Raw genomic sequence first — 20,234 nt, 5'->3', positions numbered from 1 at the left:
TCCTTGCTTACACGGTGATACTTAGAAAAGAGCCTTATCCTTGATGTGTCTCTGTACCAGCATGGCCACCTTTTTGGCCCCGAACTGTGAAAAATGGGTATTGTCCTGAACCCCATCAGGATAGTTTGGATGCTCACCCGGGTTAAGCCAGACAAATAATTGTTTGGATGATTCCGGGCCAAACGATTCATAAAGAACTTTCGTTTCACTCCATAAATCAATCAGAGGAACGTCCAGTTTTCCTGCCAGATCGGTCATAGAGGCTGGATAATCCCCCAATGTATTCACAATCCTGCACCCTTCATCGAAGTTTCGGCGCTGGACGGATGTCAGCAATACGGGAAATGCTCCTTTTTCACGTGCCCCGTTAATATATTGTTCAAGATAAAATGGGTAGGTCGTAAAGGGCTTTGTCCCGAAATCCTTCTGATCATTATGTCCAAACTGGATAAACAGGAAATCTCCAGGCAATATGGCATGAAGGATTTCTTCTAACCGTCCTTCCTCAATAAAACTGTTCGAACTTCTTCCGCACATGGCTTTATTGATCACATAGACATCAGAAAAGAACGACCCGAGAAACTGTCCCAAGCCTGCCATGGGGGCTGCTTCTTCGGAGTATGTTGCAGCTGTGGAATCACCGGCAATAAAAATCCTGATGGGCCTTTCAGATTCTCTTTCTACCTTTTCCATCTTTTTCTCCAATCTTATTTAAAATTTAGGCTGTCGCAGCAGAATCCGCCATTGGATCATACATAATTTAAAATTTGTCCTGCCCAAAACAGCTGGCGTTTCCCGACTGACAGCCCTGGTAATATCCGAAACAGTTCTCTGTACCCCTCTCCGTTCTCATCGAGATGCCGGTGACGTTTCAGCCTTCTTTTTATTAATAGATTGGGGGTTGGTTCCGTCGGAATAAGTCTGTTCCATGCTCTTTTCCAGCTTCTCTGCCAATTGATCATCCATCAGCTGTTTCGTCTTATTGGTAAGCAGCATCACGGCTCTTTCCCCGGCGCTTGTCAGGTACTGTTTTTCCCATTGATAAAATGCGGGTCCATCCCCTAACATTCTCAGATTTCTTCGGACTGTTTCCAACACATACTCTGTTAGGGAAACATTGGTGAGGCAATCATTCTCATAAAAGCCCTCCCATTTCGCATCTGTCGGCTCCTGCATCATGATTAATGACTCCCTGATTTCATTTAGGGCATCATTTACAAGCAAGTAGGCACCGAGATGGTCTTCTGCCCGGAATCTTTCAAATGCCTGTGTAAAACGATACAGGGCCTTGCAGCCATTTTTATGGATATGGACCTGAATGTGCAGCTGATTCCTTATTCTTTTCTGTTCCTCATCCTGGGAGTCTCCCGCCAACGCTTGAAGTTCAGACGCCAACTCTTCCCACTGCGGCAGTTTATCTGCCGCTTTGGTTTGGAACCAGTCAAATTGTTCCTTCAGCCCTGCTTCCCCCGTTGCCCAAAATAGGTTTTTAGCCGGTTGGCTGCCCTGAGAAACGATCCATTGTTTTGCCAGATTGCGGATTGTGAAATGATAGAATTGTTCACCCGCCCGTTCGTCTTCAAAGTTTCCGTATGGAATCACGGCATCGAAAAAGGCTTTTGTATAGTTGCTCATATCTGTCGTATAGGATGGATAGTACCGGGAAACGAAGCCGCTTAGAAATTCTTCTTCATCAACATCGCCTTTCGTCCATAATTCACTGACAAAGTCCAGAAAATAGATGTGCGGCCTGATATTCCCGCAGTTGACAATGAGGAACTCGCTCATTTCATGGTCAAAGGCCCGGGTAAGTTCATCCTTGACAAATTCCGGGGTGTTCGGGAGCATGGTCAAATGGTTCGACGCCTGGAGATCATAAAACGTCACATGATAGTAAATGCCATGCGGACCTTGATCCTGCGGGGAAGCGATCGAAGGGACTCTTGGGTTGTGGCTCCCCTGCCTTCTCGATACCATTTTCCCATACCCGCTGTCAGCCCAGACTTTAATGACTCCCTCAGGGAATTCCAGCAGCCCTTGTTTGTACAGTTCTGTGATTTCGCCGTACAGATTCACACAGCAAATCGGATTCTTCTGGATTTCATCAATCATGTCGTACTGGTCCCTTATGATTTCGGAAATAAGGGCACCTCTCTTTTCATCCGTGTCAAAGGCCGGATCATCCACCCAAAACGGACGGTCTCCCTGTCCCCTGAACCCAATATTCCAGATCACCTTATTATCCTTCTGTTCGCGGATTGCCTCTCTCCATAACTGTTGGAACAGTTCCTTGTTTTCTGTATACGACGCCTTTTTATCAGGAAAAACCCTGGAAAACATGCGGGCCCCAAGCGGTTCGGCATGATGATGCGTAATCCAGAGTCCCATCTCGCTGGCCATCTTTTTATAGACAGGGTTTTCGATATCCGTCCCAGGAATCACCATGTTCCCATTGCACCTCAACAAGGCTTCGAAGACCATTTCCCATACTTCCCCGTTCGAACCGTTGGATCTCCAGGTTGAAATTAACACTTCGTCGTTGATGAACCAGCCTCTGAACTTCGTTTTCGATACATGGGAAAAATAGTCCACAGGCTCGACTGGCACCATGGATTGTGCAGGAGGCTCACAGTCATTCCAGAACCAGAACTTGTCGACGCCAAGGAAGTTTTCACTGATATGAAGGATTCCGTAAATCAGTCCCAGATCATCCCCGGCCATGACTGTCATCTGGCTGAGATCATGAGAGAACTCAATTTTAAACTGCTCGGGTTCCAGGTTTTCGGGATTGCTTTCATCCAGAAGGAACAGGATCGTCGTTTTTCCCCCTTCGTACTTTTCTAAAAAAACTTTTTCCATATCCCTGGCCAGCACCTTCAGAAAATGCCGGATACTAGTTCGTTCTGTTCCCTGATATTCCAGGATGGTTTCCTTGTTAAAAATAAACACTCCGCTCATTCTTCTACTCCTTTATTGTTCCTGCAGGAACATTTGTGACTTCGCATGGACTTTGTCAAACGATTTAGATGAAAACTTCATGACAATCAAGGCAATCAGGTTCCCGCTGAAAAGTATGGCGATCGGCGGGGCGTAGGATAAGGCAAAACAAATTCCGAAAGTCCCAACGACCATGGAAAACGTGGAGACAGGATTCAGAATCATGACGAAGAAGGAATTCTTGATCACCTGGCCAATTTTCATGTCATAATGAACGAACATCGGGATTACATAGAAGGCCATGGAAACAAAGAGGAACACAAGAATCAGCAGAGGAGCATAAAGCAGTGACAGAGATTCATCCGCCACATTCTGAATAAACAGGAAGTCGGCACATAACACAATCCCGGCTGCAAGAATGATGCCACCCAAAAGGTTGCTCTTGATAAACTCCCTCTTATAAGAGGTCCAGAACGTCCTGATAACCGGGATATCGTCTTCCCCGTAGATCCATTTTCTCATGACGGCAAACATCGCAGCCGTTGCAGGGAAAAAACCAAACAGACCGAGCCCAAGAACAGAGAAAAAGATCCATAATAGATTTAACAAAGCCATTTTAGAAATCCAGTCAAACAATCGATACAAACCACCCATAAATCCGGAAGTATCCATTTTGTCCTCCTTGTGTGCTGTATTGATAAAAACAATCAGCCCCTTTTGATGGATTCCTTCAAGGAACAAGGCAATCAATCATGAAGGGGCAGATTGAGGTCATACGTAGATTATCCTTTCAATCCGCTGGTGCTCATCCCTTCCACGATATAACGCTGGAACAGGAAGAAGATGACGAATACAGGTACGAGTGTGACGACCGACATCGCAAACATCGCGCCCCAGTTCGAAACGGTCTCATTGCTGAGGAACATGTTCAGTGCCATGGAAACGGTGTATTTCGCCGGACTGTTCAAATATAGAACTGGTCCAAGCAAAGCGTCCCACGTCCAGTAGAAAGAGAAAATAGCTGCTGTTGCTAATGCCGGTTTGATCAGCGGCAGAATGATTTTATAGAAAATGTTAAAGGTGTTGCATCCATCAATGATCGCCGCTTCATCCAGTTCCCTTGGAATGGTCCTTATAAATTGGACGATAAGGAAAATGAAGAACGGTGTTCCGAAGTAGGCCGGAATCACAAGCGGCTTTAAGGAATTAAGCCATTCGAGTTTGGCAAAAATGATGTACTGAGGGATCATGACCACTTCCCCCGGCAGCATAAGGGTCACCATCATGATGGCAAACCAGAAGGCTTTCCCCCTGAACTGAAGCCGGGCAAACCCATAGGCCACCAGTGTGGAGGAAACAACCTGCCCAACCAATGTTAAGGCCACCAGGATTACGGTATTTTTAATGAACACGCCAAACGAATTTCCGCCGATCCCTTTCCAGCCTTCCACGAAGTTAGTCCAAATCCATGGATCCGGGATCAGCGATTTGGCTGTGACAAAAATCGTGCTGCTTTCTTTAAACGAACTCATGAGAAGCCAGATAAACGGATAAAGCATTAAAATCGCAAACCCGCCGACCAATACATGGTAGGTCCACCATTTCACTGATTTTTTCTTCATAAGTTATTTCCCTCCATCCGCTTCGTAGTGAACCCATAATTTTGATGATGCAAATATGATGGCGGTCAGGATTCCGACGATGATAAGCATGATCCACGCCATGGCGTTGGCATAGCCCATATTGAAGAACTCGAACCCTTGCAGGTATAAATACAAGGAGTATAGAAGCGTTCCGTCCATAGGTCCTCCTGTCCCTTTGGAGATAATAAAGGCTGGAACGAACGTCATGAAAGCAGCGATTGTCTGCATGACGGTATTGAATAAAATGACCGGACTTAACATAGGAAGCGTGATTTTGATGAATTTTTGCCATGCATTGGCGCCGTCTACACTTGCTGCTTCATAATAGCTCTTTGGAATGCTCTTTAAGCCGGCAAGGAAGATCAGCATGGAAGAACCGAATTGCCAAACAGACAAGAAGATCAGCATCCAGATTGCCGCTGTCGGGTCCCCGAACCAGCGAACGCCTGGTATGCCAAGGAAACTCAGTGCGATGTTCACAATCCCTTCATCGCCAAAAATATTTCTCCACATGATGGCGACGGCTACACTTCCGCCGATCAAAGAAGGAAGGTAAAAGAGCGAACGATAGAACCCAACCGCTCTTGAAGCCGTATTCAGCATCATGGCAATTAAAAGGGCGAACCCGAGTCTCAGTGGAACACCGGCAAATACATAGATAAGTGTGACTTTTAATGATTGCCAATACCTTGGATCTGCGGTAAACATTTTTTTGTAGTTTTCCAGGCCGATCCATTTTGGCGGGGCAAACAGGTTATAATTCGTGAACGACAGATATAGGGACATAATGATCGGAATCAACGTAAAGGCAAAGAAGCCAATCACAAATGGGCTGATAAAAGCATAGCCTGTTAAATCTTGTTTCAGTGCCCGTTTACGTGCTTTTGCAGACGGGACATACACCTCGCCTTGCACATTTTCCCTTACAACCGGTGAACTCATTTTGCCATCTCCTTTGCTCCGGGCCATCATCCTTTAGATGAAAGGGCAATAGCTGATCCGAAAAAGGATCAGCTATCGGATTTTGTTATTATTTATTTTGCGACAGGATACTTTCAGCCTGCTGCCTGAACTGTTTAGCCGCATCCTTCACTTTCAGGTTTCCATAACTCATTTGTTCACTTAAGCTGTCCATCAATTCGATGACTTCTCCTGCACCGATTGGGTCCGGACCATCGAATGCAGAGCTGTTTTTCTCTGCCCATTCCACATAATCGAATACCTGCTGCTGTTCAGGTGCCAACAACGGCTTCAACTCATCTTTAACTGTTGAAGATCCCGGTACACCGCGGTCACCAAGCGTCAATTTATTGACTTCTATATCATTGATAAGAAAGTCGACGAATTTTGCTGCTTCTTCTTTATGCTTTGAATTATTGGAAACGGACCAGAACATACTTGGTTTCAGATACAAGCCTTTATCGCTGTCAGGACCCGGCATGCCGTGGATTTCCATTGGTCGTTTGGCCACTTGCTGGATGCCGACAAACTGGTTCGACCATTGCCAGATTCCAATTGCTTTTTGTGTGACGACAGGGTCATCTTCAATTCCTTTCAATTGCGCCAGATAGTCCGGAGTCGGTACCGCCTTATCTTTCACCAAACCGGAAGTCATGCTAAAGAAGTCTTCAAACAGTTTGTCATCCTCGTATCCCAAAGAAGTTCCGTCTTTGCTATACAGCGATTTTCCAAGAGTTCTTAAGTAGTAGTTGAAGAATACATCTGACTTCATTCCGGTATCCACAAAAATACCGGCATCTGCTGCTTTCTTGGCAAGGTCCCGATAATCATCCCATGTCCAATCTTCACTCAGAGAATCGACGCCTGCTTTTTTAAGGGTTTCAGGATCATAATTGAATCCAAGAACGTTTACACCAGCGTTTATTCCGTATAATTTATCACCGAGTTTACCACCGTCAATGACATTTTCATTGATATCCTTGGTGTTAATCTGCTTGTCCACATATGGAGTTAAATCGGCAAGCTGTTTGTTTTCAGCATATTGAGAGAAATAAGAAAGGTCCATTTGAATGATATCCGGAAGTTCATTTGCAGCAGCCTGAGGTGCCATCTTTTTCCAGTAGTCATCCCAGCTTGCATATTCCGCCTCAATATTAACGTTCGGATTTTTCTCCTCATACATTTCGATGATTTCCAATGTGTAATCATGCCGTGGCTGAGATCCCCACCATGCCATCCGGAGAGTGATTTTTTCATCCTTGTCCGCTTTTTCGGATCCGGATGATCCGCTGCTTGTTTCATTTCCTCCGCTGCACGCTGCCAGTGAAGAGACCAGCATGGCTGAGGCCAGTATGCCTTTCCATTTCTTCATCTATGTTTCCCCCTCATTTGTAAGTGCTTTCATCGTTATTATACAACCCTTATCCGAATTGTCTGAACTCAAAAAACAGTGAGAATTGTTTAAAAATCAGACAGGAGTTAAAAAAAGGACGATTCCTTTAGCGCTATGGCCGAAAAACAGGATTCTTTCTATAAAGAACGAACCCTCTAAAATTTCATAAACTCATCTACATGCGAAATTGTACATTAGGACTTCTCATCTTTGGATGGTGTCCTTTTGCCGGAATAATCGCTAACGGTTTCTCTTACGTATAATGGACATTGCAATAGCGAGCTCCTACGAAGAAGACTGGATCTCCCATGAAGGAACTCGCACTTTCCTGCTGCTTTCTTTTAGACGGACTCTGCAGACAGCTTTTCCTCATGCTGGACGTTTTGATTCCGCTTCAGCAGCAAGGATAGAAAGGCTAGCACCAGCCCCTGTCCCCATCCCTGAACGCGTTTGCGCGGAACGCCCCTGTACCCGTCTTCGTCATCCATGACGGCTGTTCCTGCAGACACATTCATGACGGATCCATCCTCCTTGATTTCGTTCAGGATTCCATCGATTGATCTCTGGAGATATTTATTGTACAGCTTGCCTTTTGAAAGCAGGGCTGCGGCAATCCCTGCGGATCCTGAAGTCTCAAGGTAGGAATCCGGGTCGGTTACGATCGTATGCCAGAGCCCTGTCTGGGATTGCAGGCGGACCAGTGTGCTGAGCTGGTCGCGCAGGGAATCCGCAATGATCATGAAGGAAGGATGCTGGACTTTTACCAGTTCCAGCGCCCTTGCCATGGTATAGGCTGCCCAGCTGTTCCCTCTTGCCCAGAAGACGCCGGACATATGGTTCCCAGCGATATTGTCCCAGCCGTGATAATACAGATTTGTTTCCTCATCCTGCAGGAATTCCTCATGTCCATGGTATTGCTTCAATCCAAACTCAAAGTAATCCTTCCGGTCCAGGAGGTGGCCGATCCTCAAAAGGAAATACCCGGCCATGAACATCGTATCCACCCATGCCTGCTGCGGAAAGACGGTCTTGCCCCCGTTCACCGTATGCTGGAGAACCCCGTCCCCGAACCTTTCTGCATCGTTCAGCAAGAAGTCAGCCATCTGAACCGCATAGTCCAGATATTTTTGCTCTTCTGTTGACTTGTATAAGGTAAGGAGCGTATGACCGATGGAGGAAGCATTGACCGTCAATGGGGGCAGTCCGTCTTCCAGTTCCTCATCCACCCAATCCCTGAGATAGTGAAGATATTTCTCCTCCCCGGTCGCTTCATAGGCTTCGGCAATGCCAAAAAAGGCCACCCCTCCAGGCCAGTCCCAGCCATAATCCATCTTCATCGTTCTCTCAACAACAGTATCAATCTTCTCTTTAACTACCTTTTCATCAAACCTTAGGTAAGGCATGTCACACTCTCCTTCTTCTTAATTTTTTCACCGCACTTTTACGAGCTATGGCTGATTTCTTTCAGTAGGTCCTTAATCCGGTAAGGCCTGTTATCACGGCTGGAACGCCATACTCCCTCCCCAACCGCAATAGAGTAAGCCCCTGCCTCGGCTCCGGCCAGTATAGGATAAGGCCTGGTTGGGTCGATTCCTAAAAACAGGTCCTCCTGCAGAACGGGATCGCCGCCTCCATGACCTCCCGCATTTTGAACCACATGAATGGTTTCCTTGGAGCCAAACAATGGATAATAATCGATTGTTTGCTCTGGATACGGAAATGGAATCCGGCTTGGCTCATGATATTCCGTCGTTTCTATCCTTCCTTTCGTCCCATTGATGGCTAAGCGGTATCCCTCGTATGGGAGAGAGAAATTGACAGAATAACTCAGGAAGGCGCCTTTGTCATAACGGACGGTGACGGCATACGTATCTTCGATGTCGATTTCGTGGTCAAAGATACAGGAATCCGGCCGGTAACCGGTATAGTTCTGAGATGACTTTTCGATGCTGTCCCCTTTGATGTGATCGTCTTTTACAGAGATGGAGTTTCTCCGGTTGGACCAGCGGCTGTAATATCCGCAATTGAGTTTTTCCTCACATGTGCTGCAATACCGCCCGTCTGCCGGACTGGGATTCAGCTCGCCGTCTTTTCCGTAATAATTCAGGGCTCCGTAGGCAAATACCTCTTCCGGCACCTGGTCGATCCACCAATTGACAAGGTCGAAATGGTGGGTGGATTTGTGGATGGACAGCCCGCCTGAAAATTTGCGGTTTCGGTTCCATCTTTTGAAGTAACTTGCGCCATGATAGGTGTCAATGTACCAATTCAAATCCACGGAAGTGACCCTGCCTATTTTCCCTTCCAGGATCAGCTCCTTGATTTTCCGGTGGAAAGGGTTGTACCGGTAATTGAAGGCGACAATGACTTTCCCTTTGCTCTGTGCTTCTGCCTCCATCACTCTTCTGGCATCATTCGCATTTGTCACCATGGGCTTTTCTGTAATGACGGTGAGATCATTCTCCAGGCCCTTCAGAATGTAATCGATATGGGTATCGTCCCTGCTTGTGACAATGACGGTGTCAGGATTGGTTTCGTTGATCATTTGCTGAACATGCTGCGGTTCATAAAATGGAATGGAGCTCAGCTCAGGAAAACTCTCCCCCGCCAGTTCCATTCTTCGATAGTCTGAATCCAGCAAACCCACAATCTTATTTTCATGGGCATACTGTGTAAGAACCGGTGTGATGAACATGCCTAAAGCCCGGTTGCTTAAACCGCAGACAACAATTCTATTCAAGATTGTCCCTCCTTATGTAAACGCTTTTACAAGTATCTTAGCTTCTATAAACTCCCGTTGAATAGTGAAAAATCAGTCTATTGTGTTAAAAAAACAGTCAGGATGTTTGAGGCATTAAGAATTATGGGGATTAATAGCGAAACACTAATTTTTGAGAAATTAACTTCGAAATGTCAGTTTGCAGGTGCTTTACACCTTTCGTTAAAGAGGGATGACTTCTGGATTATTTTCTGAGTATATCGGCGGACTGCCATTTTACTTATTTTTCTAAAAATTCTTTTTTCACTTTGACAAGGATACCGCTCTGTGATAAATTGATATCAACTTAATAAGAAGTCCACTAGGGGTGCCGTTTTGGCTGAGATAAGAGTTACTCTTGATCCCTTTGAACCTGATCTGGTTAGTACCAGCGTAGGAAAGTGGAGTCGGCTTTCTTTTATTCTGATATTAAGTACATTCTTATGCTTATTTTACGGTGTAAGTATGTATTTTCTTAAAAGCTGCTCCATTTGGGGCGGCTTTTTTTATTGGATAAAACCTGAACGGGCTTCTTTTAAGAACAAAAAGGAGGATTCGGACATGAGTTTTTCACAGGAATTGCGTAAAGAGGCAGATTACATTTTTGAGGCGATCTATCAGCACCCCTTTGTAAAAGGGATTGCGGAAGGACATCTGGAGAAGGAGCAGCTTGTCCATTATGTAAAGCAGGACTTCGAATATTTGAATGCGATGATCCGGACTTATGCCCTCGGGATTGTCAAATGCAGCAGGCGGGAAGACATGGAGCTGTTCAGCACAAGCATTGATTTTATCTTGAACAGTGAAATCCATCCTCATCATAATTTCTGCCGGGTGGCTGGCGTGAAATACGAGGATCTGCAGGGATATGCCCTGGCTCCGACCGCAAGGAATTATACGAGGCATATGCTGAATACGGCACATGAAGGGTCCCTTGGGGAAATCATCGCTGTGGTCCTCCCCTGCCCATGGGTATACCTCGATATTGCGGCCCGCATGCTGAGGGAATGCCAGCCGGAAGATAGCCATCCATTCTATGAGTGGATTTCCTTTTACGGATCACAGACCGAGCCAAGAATGAACCTGTACCTTAAGAAGCTTGACGAGATTGCCGAGAGTGCGTCCGAGGAAGAGAAAGCGAGAATGAAGGAGCATTTCATCTACAGCTGCCAGCTTGAGTATATGTTTTTCGATATGGCCTATAAAATCGAAGAGTGGCCCGTTCAGCAGGCGCTGGCGGCCAAGTAAGGGGGAGCAGCGATGAAAAGTCCAACCAAGTTAAATCTGCGTGAAATTGTTGTGATGGCCTCCATTTCAGTTGTCTTTGGCGTTCTTTATCTCGGCTGGATCTTCCTGGGCCAGATTGTCCAGGGAGTTACAGGGCCAGTCGGCCACGGGCTGATGACGGGATTCTGGATCATGGCCAGCATTGTCTGCGCCTATATCATCCGCAAGCCGGGCGTGGCCCTGATCGCCGAAATGATCGCAGCGGGGACAGAAATTTTAGTTGGTTCCGTGAGTGCGGGTTCGGTGCTGATTCTCGGCTTTACGCAGGGACTCGGCGCGGAGCTTGCATTGGCCCTGTTTTTATACAGAAGCTACCGGCTTCCGGTTCTGATGCTGTCGGGAATGTTTGGCACACTCGCCAATTTTATCACCATTTATTTTATGTACGGATACAGCCAGTACTCCTCGGTCATTACTGGTGCAATGCTTGGTGCCATGCTATTGAGCGGGGCCTTCCTGGCGGGCTGGGGCAGCAAGGCGATTGCCGACTCCTTAAGCCGGACCGGAGTGCTGGACAATTTTACGCTCGGGAAAGTCCGCCGGCAGCAAAGGATGGAGAAAAATGCCCTTTCTCAAGATTGAGGAATTGTCCATTCGGTATCCCTTTCAGTCCGAAGATGTGCTGAAAGGGATCTCCCTTGACCTGGAACAAGGCGAGAGGGTCCTGATCCTGGGGCCAAGCGGAGGCGGCAAAAGCACGCTGGCTCTCGCGCTGAACGGAATCATTCCCCGTGCAGTCGAAGCCGACATGAAAGGAACTCTTTTAGTGGACGGCAGCTCCCCGGCAGAGCTGTCCCCAAGTGCGGTTAGCAGGAAAATTGGCATTCTGTTTCAGGACCCGGAAACGCAGTTCTGTATGGTGACGGTTGAGGAGGAAATCCTGTTCGGGCTGGAAAACCTGGGCCTCACAAGGACAGAAATGGAGGAAAGGCTGGAAACCAGTCTCGAGCTGGTCGGCCTTTCCCATGTAAGAAAAGCCCAGCTGCAGGAGCTTTCCGGCGGTATGAAGCAAAAGCTTGGAATCGCCTGCCTGCTGGCCATGGACCCTGACGTTCTCATTCTGGATGAGCCAACCGCCAACCTGGACCCTGCCTCTACACAGGAAATTTTTCAGCTACTGCTGAGCATTTCTGGCAGACTGGGGAAAACGCTGATTTTTATCGAGCATAAGCTGGACTCCCTCCTCCCTCAAATGGAAAGAGTCATCGTCCTTGACCAGCTTGGAAACATCATGGCGGACGACGGGCCGCGGCTTGTGTTTGAACAGTATTATGACGCCATAAAAGAAAACGGCATCTGGGTCCCTCACCTTCTCCAATTCGCCAGGCTCCTTGAGGAGAAAGGCATGCAGTGGTCCCGGCTCCCTCTTACTATCGAAGAATGGCAGGAGGAGCTGGCGATGCATGGGAAGGAGGATATGCAGGAATGGCGGGGTGCTGCGGCTGAGGCTGATGGGCTGAACGGGGGCGAAGGGCAGACTGAGACTGTGGCTGGACATGAATTACCTTGGCAGGTTACAGCGGAATCGTCTTTTGTTTCCCGGGAAGGTACACCAATTTTAAAAATAAGGGACCTTTCCTTTTCATACGGAGGCCGCGATATTTTAAAATCGATTTCTCTCGATGTTCGTCCCGGGGAATTCATGGCATTGGTCGGACCGAACGGAACAGGCAAGACGACATTGTCCCAGCTCTTGATCGGCCTGCTGAAGCCTGCTGCCGGAGACATTCAGTTAAACGGCGTTCGCTACCAGGACTTAAAGCAGAATGAGCTAATGAAACAGGCAGGCTATGTATTCCAGAACCCTGAGCATCAGTTTGTTTGTGACAGCGTCGAGCAGGAGCTGGCTTTTGGGTATAAAATCTCGGGATGGAAGCCGGAGGAATGGCAGCCCATGGTCGAGGAGCAGCTCGAGAAATTCCGCTTAAGGGCAGTGCGGGAGCATAATCCGTTTTCGCTGAGCCAGGGGCAAAAACGCCGCCTGTCGGTTGCAACGATGCTCACCAATGACCAGCAGCTGCTGATCCTTGATGAACCAACCTTCGGCCAGGACCAGGTCAATACGGAGGCTTTGATGAATCTGCTGCAGGAGCTGAATTCAATGGGCAAAAGTATTATTATGATTACCCACGATATGGAACTGGTTTATCAGTATGCCAGCAAGGTGGTGCTCTTGCAGGAAGGCACAGTTGCTTATCAGGGAGAGCCCGGGCATTTTTTTGAAAATCACGCACTCTTGAAAAATGCAGCCATCACAGTACCGCTTTCCTATAGGCTGAAGCCATGGCTGCAAGCTTTTAAGGAGGACAAAGTATTATGCTAGACAGATATCAGCGAAACAGCCATTTTCTGCAGCAGGTCAACCCAACCCTGAAGCTGGCCAGTCTGCTGATGGTGATTTTCTTTATGGTGATGGTGTTTGATCCCTTGACGCCGTTGATCCTGCTAATGATCACCATCGCCGGGGTCTCCATTCTGGGAGGAATTTCGCTCCGGTTTTTACTGATGATTCTTCTTCCCTTCAGCGTGTTTGCATTCAGCTTCATATGGATCAACGTCGTTTTCCCGGACGAACGGGGAGAAACCATCCTGTTTACGATTGGCGGTCTGGCAGTGGCGAAGGAAAACTTGATGGTTGGGCTCTCGCTCGGTCTTCGGTCGCTCGTGTTTGCTTCCTGGTCGCTGTTGTTCGTGCTGACGACGGAGCCAACCAAGCTGATGCTGAGCCTCATCCAGCACTGCAAGCTGCCGCCCCGCTTTGGATATGGAATGATGGCGGCTTACCGCTTCCTCCCCCTATTCCGGCAGGAGCTAAAACAAGTGCGGGCCGCCCACCGCATCCGCGGCCTTGGTGAAGCCTGGGGCCTGGGTGCCCGTCTGACGGAAACGAAGCGCTACATGATTCCATTGATGGCCAGTGCTATCCGCAAAGCCGAGCGGGTCGCCATTGCCATGGAATCCAAAGGGTTTGACGGCAGCCGGGACCGCAGCTTTTACTATGTAGTCCCATGGACCCGGAATGATGCTGCCTATGCGGTCGGGCTTGGCGTACTGTATGGAGGACTGGTACTGCTGCGGGCACAGTCAGGAGGATAGATACACTGGCGTGCCCGTGTGCGGTTGGTTGTACTGAGTTGTGTGTGCGCTTTGTGCGATTGAATCGTTTTGTGCCCGTTTGAATCATTTAGCGTGTTGCCAAAGCGCGGGTCTGACCCTCCTTCGTACGTTACCATACTGAAGGGGGTCTGACCCCCTTTCGTACTTTACTAAACCAATGCGGGCCTGACCCCCTTTCGTGCGTTACCAAACCAATGGGGGTCTGACCCCCTTTCGTGCTTTACCAAACCAATGGGGGCCTGACCCCCTTTCGTGCGTTACCAAACCAACGCGTGCCTGACCCCCTTTCGTGCGTTACCAAACCAACGCGTGCCTGACCCCCTTTCGTGCTTTACCAAACCAATGCGTGCCTGACCCCCTTTCGTGCTTTACCAAACTGGTGCGTGCCTGACCCTCTTTCTTGCGTTACCAAACCAACGCGTGCCTGACCCCCTTTCGTGCATTACTATATCGGTGCGTGATGGATCCCAAATAAAGAAACTCGGCTGAGTTATTCAGCCGAGTTTCTTTATTTGAGGTTGAGCCCTTCTGCCAGGAGTGCCTGGAATTCCTCTGCGGGACTTGGCTTGGCAAACAGGTAGCCCTGAACGTGATGGCAGTTGTGTTCTTTAAGGAAGTTGAGTTCTTCCACGGTCTCGACTCCTTCGGCAATGACGTCCATTTTTAGATGCTTCGCCAGATTGATCATGGCCGAAGTGATGCTGGCATTTTCCGATTCACTGGAAATATCCTTGATGAAGGAGCGGTCTATTTTTATTCCATCGAGCTTAAAGGATTTTAGGTAGGCAAAGGATGAATAGCCTGTCCCGAAATCATCAATATAAATCTTGACGCCGAGCTCCTTCAGCTCTTCAATGGTCTGCTCCACATATTCCTCCGTCCTCATCAGCGAGTTTTCGGTAATTTCGATTTCGAGCAAGCTTCCGTTCAGATCGTACTTCTCCAGGATTTGTCTGACACAGGTTGCAAAATCAGATTGCAGGAACCTCTGCGGACTGACATTAATGGAAATGGGCACCAGGGGAATTCCTTCCTCCCGCCACTTCACCAGCAGCTCGCAGACCCTTTTCTTCATCCATTCACCAATCGGAATGATCAGGCCGGTCTCCTCTGCAAGGGGAATAAATTCGGATGGCGGCACTAGCCCATATTTCGGATGTTTCCAGCGAATCAACGCCTCGGCGCTAATGATCTTATTGGTCCTGGCATCCACCCGCGGCTGGAAATAAGCCGTAAACTCATCGTGAATCAACGCTTTCCTCAAATCCCTTTCCATAAAAAAGGACTGGTAGCTGGTTGCATCCATGGAGGAAGAATAAATCTGGCAATTGTTCCTCCCCAGGTCCTTCGCCCGGTAAAGCGCGACATCGGCACGCCTCATCAAATCCCCAACATTAAGCCCATCCGAAGGGAACGTGCTGATTCCAATACTGGCCGTCACATAAAGTTCGTGCCCTTTTATAAAAAATGGTTCCTTCAGACGGTTCAAGTACTCATTGGCAAATTGGATGGTCTCCTCGTTACTTTTTATTTCGGGACAAAGAACCATGAACTCATCCCCGCCCATCCGGGCAATATAGGTTCCCTCCCGGATGCTTCCGCTTAAACGAACGGCAATCTGCTCCAGTAAGCAATCCCCGATAAAATGGCCCAGGGTATCATTAATGTTTTTAAAACGGTCCAGATCAATATACATAACCGCCAGGCATTTCTGATTCTTCTCAGCATGAACCAGGGAATTTTTCAGCACAGCCTCAAATCCCCTTCGATTCAGGAGCTTGGTCAGCTCATCATGGTGAGCCAAGTACTCATTCAACTCCTGAACCTTTATCCGCTCACTGATGTCCTTTCCAATTGAATAGATTCCTGCAACCTGCTGATCCACGATAATAGGCAGAAAGGTGAAATTAAAATAAACTCGATCTCCGTTCAAGTGACGGACTTCAGCATCAAAATTCTGCAGTTCGCCCCGCAGGGTCTTTTTAAAACACCCATGTCCGAGAGCCTGGTCCTTGGGAGCAATCATATCCAGAAGGGACTTGGTTTGCGTTTTTTCAAAGAGAAGGCCCAATTTCATCTCTGCGGCAGGATTCATTTGCTGGATCACCCCTTTTGCATCGAGGCTAAAGACAACATCCTGGCTGTGTTTAAAAAGAGATTGGTAGAGGGACTTGTTTTCCTGAAGCTGTTTTTGGGTGGATCTTAGCTCCGTGACATCGTGGACAGAACCAACAAGCTCGGCGACTGTCTCTCCTTGCCGGATCGGCGAAACGTCCACATATAAAAGCCGGCCTGAAAGCTGCACCTCATAGCTAATATGATTTCCTTGAAAAGCTTTTTTATATTTTTTATTTTTATAGGATGCAATATGCTCTGGAAAAGCATCAAAAGGGGTTCTTCCTTCGAGTTTCCCCGTGCCGATCCCAAGCTCCTCCATCAGCTTCCCTTCCGCCATCACATAGACACAATTTCCACGTTCATCCTGAATCATTTTAAAAATTCCATTCTCCAGGTTCTTCACTGTCTGGTTAAAATCTTTGCGAAGGGAATCTCGCAAGGCGGTTTCCATTTGCTTTCGTTCCGTAATGTCCACCCTGAAGGAAATATAACGGTAAGGCTTTCCTTTTTCATTTAATATAGGAACAATCGTTGTATGCACCCAGTATAAGGTTCCAATCTTGGTCTTGTTCAAAATTTCGCCTCGCCATACTTGACCGGATCCAATCGTTTTCCACATATCCCTGAAAAAGGACTTGGGGTGATACCCTGAATTCAGGATTTTGTGGTCCTTGCCAAGCAGCTCTTCTTCCTTATATTTGGAAAGCTCACAAAATTTCTTATTGACTGCCTGGATGATCCCGCTCTGATCGGTTATCGCAATGATCGAGGATTCATCCAGTGCCCATTTTAAATCCGCCAGCTCTTTATTTACGCTCACTAGTTCCTGAATCGTGTCGTTACCTTTTTCCTCGACGCACTTGATGCGAAGGACATCATACCATTTGCTTCCCACCTGCAGCGGATTCGCCATCACCTGGATCGGGAATTCCCCTTTTCCGTTCACACCTGTAAAACGGCTCATAGTTGAATGAGGGATATTCTCCTGGTCAAAACCCGGAATGAGCTTCTGAATCGGCCTGCCCTCCATTTTAATGGACATCACCTTAAAGAAACGCTCAGCACTGGTATTCAGATAGATAATCGTCCCCTCCTCATCAATGACTATTAAACAGTCAGATGAGTGGGCAAAGATGGTCTGAATTTGATCAAAATACTCGCACTCTTTTACACTATTGTTTTCCATACTTGGATATCTCCTAAAAATCAGCTGATACTGACGCGTTCTCTGCTTAATAGAATATTAACTCTATTTTAACCTGAAACTGGCATACGCGGTCATGCTATCTATTGTAAATTATTAGCATATCCGGCTTTTCCTATTAAAAAAAACGCCAGATTCCCCACTACGGGAATGCCTGGCGTTTTTAACCATTCATTTCTGCTTACGCAGCAGGATCGTTCTTTTTCTTAATATCTTTTAGATAATATTGCTCTGAAGTGAAAAACTCGTTCGTCAATCGCTTGACCTCTTTGCTTAACAGCAGAACCGCGATAATGTTTGGAATCAGGATACCTGCCAGTGCAAGGTCAAGGAACTGCCAGATGGTCTTGGCGGCCCCAACCGAACCAAGGACAATTGCGATCAAGTAGACAACCTTGATCACCGCACCAGCCTTCATCCCGAATAAAAATTCAGCCTGCTTTGCGCCATAGTGCATAACCACAAGGATGGTCGATAGAACGAAGAAAATGATACAGATAGTAACAAGCATTCCGCCTGCATTCCCAAAGTAGTTTGTAAATGCAATGGTAGTCAGCGCGGATGGATCCTTCATCGCACCCTCCTCGGTCCAAACCCCGGATGACAGGACGACAAAGGCTGTCGCTGTACAAACAATCAACGTGTCGACAAGGACGCCGATGACCGACCACAGCCCCTGGCGAACGGGATGATCAGTCTGGGCAGCCGCATGAGCAATTGGGGCAGTCCCAAGTCCTGCTTCATTCGAATATAACCCCCGGGCAAATCCCCAGCGGATGACTTCAGCCACAGCTGCTCCGGCAAAGCCGCCAAGCGCTGCCATTGGCTGGAACGCATACGAGAAGATCATGCCAAACACTTCCGGAAGCTGGTTCAGGTTCATGAAGATGATGATGAGGGCAGCTCCTACGTAAAAAATGGCCATGAACGGAACCAGTATTTCCGTGACTTTCCCGATTCGCTTAATCCCGCCGAACACAATCAGGCCGACCAGAAGGGCCATAAAAATGCCGGTATAAAGCGGATTAATGCTAAATGAAGAGGAAACTGCAGAGGATACTGCATTTCCCTGTACCATAATACTTGGAATCAGCTCAATCATCAGACCGAAGGCAAACCAGACGCCGAGCCACTTCATATTCAGGCCCTTGGTCATATAATACATCGGGCCTCCCACATACTCTCCGGCCTCGTTCTTTTCGCGGTAGCGGACCGCCAGAACACTCTCAGAGAATTTGATTGCCATGCCAACCAGGGCAATGACCCACATCCAGAAGATGGCGCCAGGCCCCCCGAACATAATGGCAGCCGGGACACCGACAATATTGGATGCGCCGATTGTTGACGACAGTGCAGAAGTCAATGCCTGGAAAGGAGTAACGGTCCCTTCCCCTTTCGGCTTTTTAAAAATACTGCCAAACGTTTGCTGAAAAATATAAATAGGATACCGAAATTGAAAGAATTTAAGCAGGATGGTTAAATAGATGCCGGTTCCCGCCAGCAGGATAATCAGCGGCGGCCCCCACAGCCAGGTTGAGATGGATGTTACAATGGATAAAATTTTTTCCAAAAATGATCCCCCTTAATTCATAGCTATCTAAATAACTCATTCCCTATTCAAAACGGCGTAAACGTGAATCTTCTAATGAATTCATAGTTTTGAGAATCATCTCAGAAAGGTGACATTCCAGAGACAATCCTGTGAGAGGCGTTTAAAGCCCGGGCTTCGGAGTTATAGTACGACTAGAGTCTATTCTCCGCTTTTTGCTGTAGTCAAGGAGGTTTTTTTAATGTTTGGGTTAGCTGATTTCTGGCGATTTTTATGGTCACTTCTATTAATCTATCCATTAGTTATTTTTATACACGAACTGGGTCATGCCTTTTTCGTGAAGCTTCTTGGAGGAAACTTCCGCTTAATGATCGGCCGCGGCCGACAGCTTTTTAAGAAAGGGCCCTTCTCCCTGCATGTTATGTATTTTTTAGATTCCTATTGTGAATATGCGAAGCTTCAATGGAACAACAGGCTCACTCATTTCCTGGTTCACGCGGGCGGTATCCTTTTTAATTTGGCCTCTGTCCTGATTCTTAATCTGTTAATCTCAAATGGCTATCTGGAGGAACGCAAGGTGTTTGAGCAATTCTCGTATTTTTCCGTCTGGCTGTCCGTGTTTTCTCTTGTGCCAGTTGATTACGGGGACGAGAACTACAGCGACGGGCTGGCGATTTACTACGTGCTGCTGTATCGGAAGTGGCCAAAGCTTACGGGGTGACTGGTTTGCTGGCGAGCAAAAGACGGAGGTAGGGAGCCCAAAACCGGTCTCTAACATGTCCTTTTGGGTTAAAACGGATAAAAAAGTTCCCTTCGTACCCTCTTTCCTTTTTACGGGCGTTATGAATGAATTCATAATGCCCCTTTTTGCTTCATGGTTATCGTTACGGGCGTTATAAAGCTTTTATGGTTTCACGTCTAAACAGACTTAAACGCCCTAAAACATTATCAGACAAACAGAGCCAATCGAAAATCACCACAAAAAAACCAGCCCTCCAACCGGAGAACTGGTGATCATCAGCTTATGTACAGCCGCATTGCCGTAATTTAATATAAGAAAGTTTTAAACCACCACTCCTCAAAGTGGGTGTTCGCAGAAACGTTCCTGCATGTCCTCCTTGTCATATAGACAGAGGCTTGTCATTCCGGTTTCAATTAAAACTCCCTTTTACAGCTTAAAGGTTAAAACTTTATTATGATTACGCACAACGCAGCTTCTGTTACTATAATACCTAATTTCAGAGCGCAAATCAATGTAAAAAAATGGA

General features: G+C 47.3%; 15 protein-coding genes, 1 other RNA gene and 1 riboswitch. Of the genes, 5 read left to right on the top strand and 11 right to left on the bottom strand.

What is annotated here, in order from left to right; genetic code table 11:
- Positions 1 to 21: 21 nt before the first annotated feature.
- The 8 genes from EV146_RS05350 to EV146_RS05315 all read right to left on the bottom strand — a co-directional run bounded on the left by EV146_RS05350 (position 22) and on the right by EV146_RS05315 (position 9,673).
- Positions 22 to 693 (bottom strand): rhamnogalacturonan acetylesterase, encoded by a 672-nt coding sequence (locus tag EV146_RS05350; RefSeq protein ID WP_132002995.1) that lies wholly within the window; start codon positions 691 to 693, stop codon positions 22 to 24.
- Positions 694 to 849: 156 nt separating this feature from the next.
- Complete coding sequence (locus EV146_RS05345) at positions 850 to 2,958, bottom strand: glycosyl hydrolase 115 family protein (protein WP_132002992.1); 2,109 nt, start codon at positions 2,956 to 2,958, stop codon at positions 850 to 852.
- 12 nt (positions 2,959 to 2,970) lie between these two features.
- Positions 2,971 to 3,687 (bottom strand): YesL family protein, encoded by a 717-nt coding sequence (locus EV146_RS05340; RefSeq protein WP_199232659.1) that lies wholly within the window; start codon positions 3,685 to 3,687, stop codon positions 2,971 to 2,973.
- 32 nt (positions 3,688 to 3,719) lie between these two features.
- Positions 3,720 to 4,559, bottom strand: a complete 840-nt coding sequence (locus EV146_RS05335) for a carbohydrate ABC transporter permease (RefSeq protein ID WP_121610913.1) — start codon at positions 4,557 to 4,559, stop codon at positions 3,720 to 3,722.
- 3 nt (positions 4,560 to 4,562) lie between these two features.
- On the bottom strand, positions 4,563 to 5,522 hold the full coding sequence (locus EV146_RS05330) for a carbohydrate ABC transporter permease (RefSeq protein ID WP_121610912.1): 960 nt from the start codon (positions 5,520 to 5,522) through the stop codon (positions 4,563 to 4,565).
- 88 nt (positions 5,523 to 5,610) lie between these two features.
- A complete protein-coding gene (locus tag EV146_RS05325; RefSeq protein ID WP_132002986.1) occupies positions 5,611 to 6,912 on the bottom strand; it encodes an ABC transporter substrate-binding protein in 1,302 nt (433 codons plus the stop codon).
- A gap of 362 nt (positions 6,913 to 7,274) precedes the next feature.
- Positions 7,275 to 8,336 carry a glycoside hydrolase family 88/105 protein gene (locus tag EV146_RS05320; protein WP_132002983.1) on the bottom strand — a complete coding sequence of 354 codons (1,062 nt, stop codon included), beginning with the start codon at positions 8,334 to 8,336 and terminating at the stop codon, positions 7,275 to 7,277.
- A 38-nt stretch (positions 8,337 to 8,374) separates the two neighbouring features.
- Positions 8,375 to 9,673, bottom strand: coding sequence for a Gfo/Idh/MocA family protein (locus tag EV146_RS05315; protein WP_132002980.1), 1,299 nt, complete (start codon positions 9,671 to 9,673; stop codon positions 8,375 to 8,377).
- Positions 9,674 to 10,005: 332 nt separating this feature from the next.
- A riboswitch (TPP riboswitch) is annotated at positions 10,006 to 10,108 on the top strand.
- A 144-nt stretch (positions 10,109 to 10,252) separates the two neighbouring features.
- Here EV146_RS05315 and tenA point away from each other — a divergent pair.
- Genes tenA through EV146_RS05295 form a run of 4 tightly spaced genes read left to right on the top strand, consistent with a single transcriptional unit; the run spans position 10,253 to position 14,074 of the window.
- Positions 10,253 to 10,939 (top strand): thiaminase II, encoded by a 687-nt coding sequence (gene tenA / locus EV146_RS05310; protein WP_132002977.1) that lies wholly within the window; start codon positions 10,253 to 10,255, stop codon positions 10,937 to 10,939.
- A gap of 12 nt (positions 10,940 to 10,951) precedes the next feature.
- Positions 10,952 to 11,560: an ECF transporter S component gene (locus tag EV146_RS05305; RefSeq protein ID WP_132002974.1), complete on the top strand. Its 609-nt coding sequence runs from the start codon at positions 10,952 to 10,954 to the stop codon at positions 11,558 to 11,560.
- Entirely contained in the window at positions 11,541 to 13,301 is a 1,761-nt protein-coding gene (locus EV146_RS05300) for an ABC transporter ATP-binding protein (RefSeq protein WP_132002971.1), read from the top strand. Before EV146_RS05305 ends, EV146_RS05300 begins: the two co-directional genes overlap by 20 nt.
- Positions 13,295 to 14,074 carry an energy-coupling factor transporter transmembrane component T family protein gene (locus EV146_RS05295; protein ID WP_132002968.1) on the top strand — a complete coding sequence of 260 codons (780 nt, stop codon included), beginning with the start codon at positions 13,295 to 13,297 and terminating at the stop codon, positions 14,072 to 14,074. Before EV146_RS05300 ends, EV146_RS05295 begins: the two co-directional genes overlap by 7 nt.
- A gap of 529 nt (positions 14,075 to 14,603) precedes the next feature.
- On the opposite strand, the gene EV146_RS05290 is transcribed toward EV146_RS05295, so the two are convergent.
- Positions 14,604 to 17,399 (bottom strand): EAL domain-containing protein, encoded by a 2,796-nt coding sequence (locus tag EV146_RS05290; protein ID WP_132002965.1) that lies wholly within the window; start codon positions 17,397 to 17,399, stop codon positions 14,604 to 14,606.
- 199 nt (positions 17,400 to 17,598) lie between these two features.
- A complete protein-coding gene (locus tag EV146_RS05285; RefSeq protein ID WP_132002962.1) occupies positions 17,599 to 18,987 on the bottom strand; it encodes an alanine/glycine:cation symporter family protein in 1,389 nt (462 codons plus the stop codon).
- Between the two features lie 220 nt (positions 18,988 to 19,207).
- On the opposite strand from EV146_RS05285, the gene EV146_RS05280 reads away from it, so the two are divergent.
- On the top strand, positions 19,208 to 19,687 hold the full coding sequence (locus tag EV146_RS05280) for a site-2 protease family protein (RefSeq protein ID WP_132002959.1): 480 nt from the start codon (positions 19,208 to 19,210) through the stop codon (positions 19,685 to 19,687).
- A gap of 304 nt (positions 19,688 to 19,991) precedes the next feature.
- On the opposite strand, the gene ssrS is transcribed toward EV146_RS05280, so the two are convergent.
- A non-coding RNA gene (gene ssrS, locus EV146_RS05275) (6S RNA) lies at positions 19,992 to 20,186 on the bottom strand.
- Positions 20,187 to 20,234: the final 48 nt, after the last annotated feature.

This window comes from Mesobacillus foraminis (assembly GCF_004340465.1).
GTDB classification, from domain to species: domain Bacteria; phylum Bacillota; class Bacilli; order Bacillales; family Cytobacillaceae; genus Mesobacillus_B; species Mesobacillus_B foraminis.
Note: the sequence above shows the minus strand (reverse complement) of the source record. Positions and strands in the feature narration are given on the sequence as shown.

Excerpts from the sequence above, each read along its gene's own strand:
- EV146_RS05345 (WP_132002992.1), bottom strand. The coding sequence starts at position 2,958 with ATGAGCGGAGTGTTTATTTTTAACAAGGAAACCATCCTGGAATATCAG.
- EV146_RS05295 (WP_132002968.1), top strand. The coding sequence starts at position 13,295 with ATGCTAGACAGATATCAGCGAAACAGCCATTTTCTGCAGCAGGTCAAC.
- EV146_RS05300 (WP_132002971.1), top strand. The coding sequence starts at position 11,541 with ATGCCCTTTCTCAAGATTGAGGAATTGTCCATTCGGTATCCCTTTCAG.
- EV146_RS05330 (WP_121610912.1), bottom strand. The coding sequence starts at position 5,522 with ATGAGTTCACCGGTTGTAAGGGAAAATGTGCAAGGCGAGGTGTATGTC.
- EV146_RS05335 (WP_121610913.1), bottom strand. The coding sequence starts at position 4,559 with ATGAAGAAAAAATCAGTGAAATGGTGGACCTACCATGTATTGGTCGGC.
- EV146_RS05290 (WP_132002965.1), bottom strand. The coding sequence starts at position 17,399 with ATGGAAAACAATAGTGTAAAAGAGTGCGAGTATTTTGATCAAATTCAG.
- tenA (WP_132002977.1), top strand. The coding sequence starts at position 10,253 with ATGAGTTTTTCACAGGAATTGCGTAAAGAGGCAGATTACATTTTTGAG.
- EV146_RS05320 (WP_132002983.1), bottom strand. The coding sequence starts at position 8,336 with ATGCCTTACCTAAGGTTTGATGAAAAGGTAGTTAAAGAGAAGATTGAT.
- EV146_RS05350 (WP_132002995.1), bottom strand. The coding sequence starts at position 693 with ATGGAAAAGGTAGAAAGAGAATCTGAAAGGCCCATCAGGATTTTTATT.
- EV146_RS05280 (WP_132002959.1), top strand. The coding sequence starts at position 19,208 with ATGTTTGGGTTAGCTGATTTCTGGCGATTTTTATGGTCACTTCTATTA.
- EV146_RS05325 (WP_132002986.1), bottom strand. The coding sequence starts at position 6,912 with ATGAAGAAATGGAAAGGCATACTGGCCTCAGCCATGCTGGTCTCTTCA.
- EV146_RS05305 (WP_132002974.1), top strand. The coding sequence starts at position 10,952 with ATGAAAAGTCCAACCAAGTTAAATCTGCGTGAAATTGTTGTGATGGCC.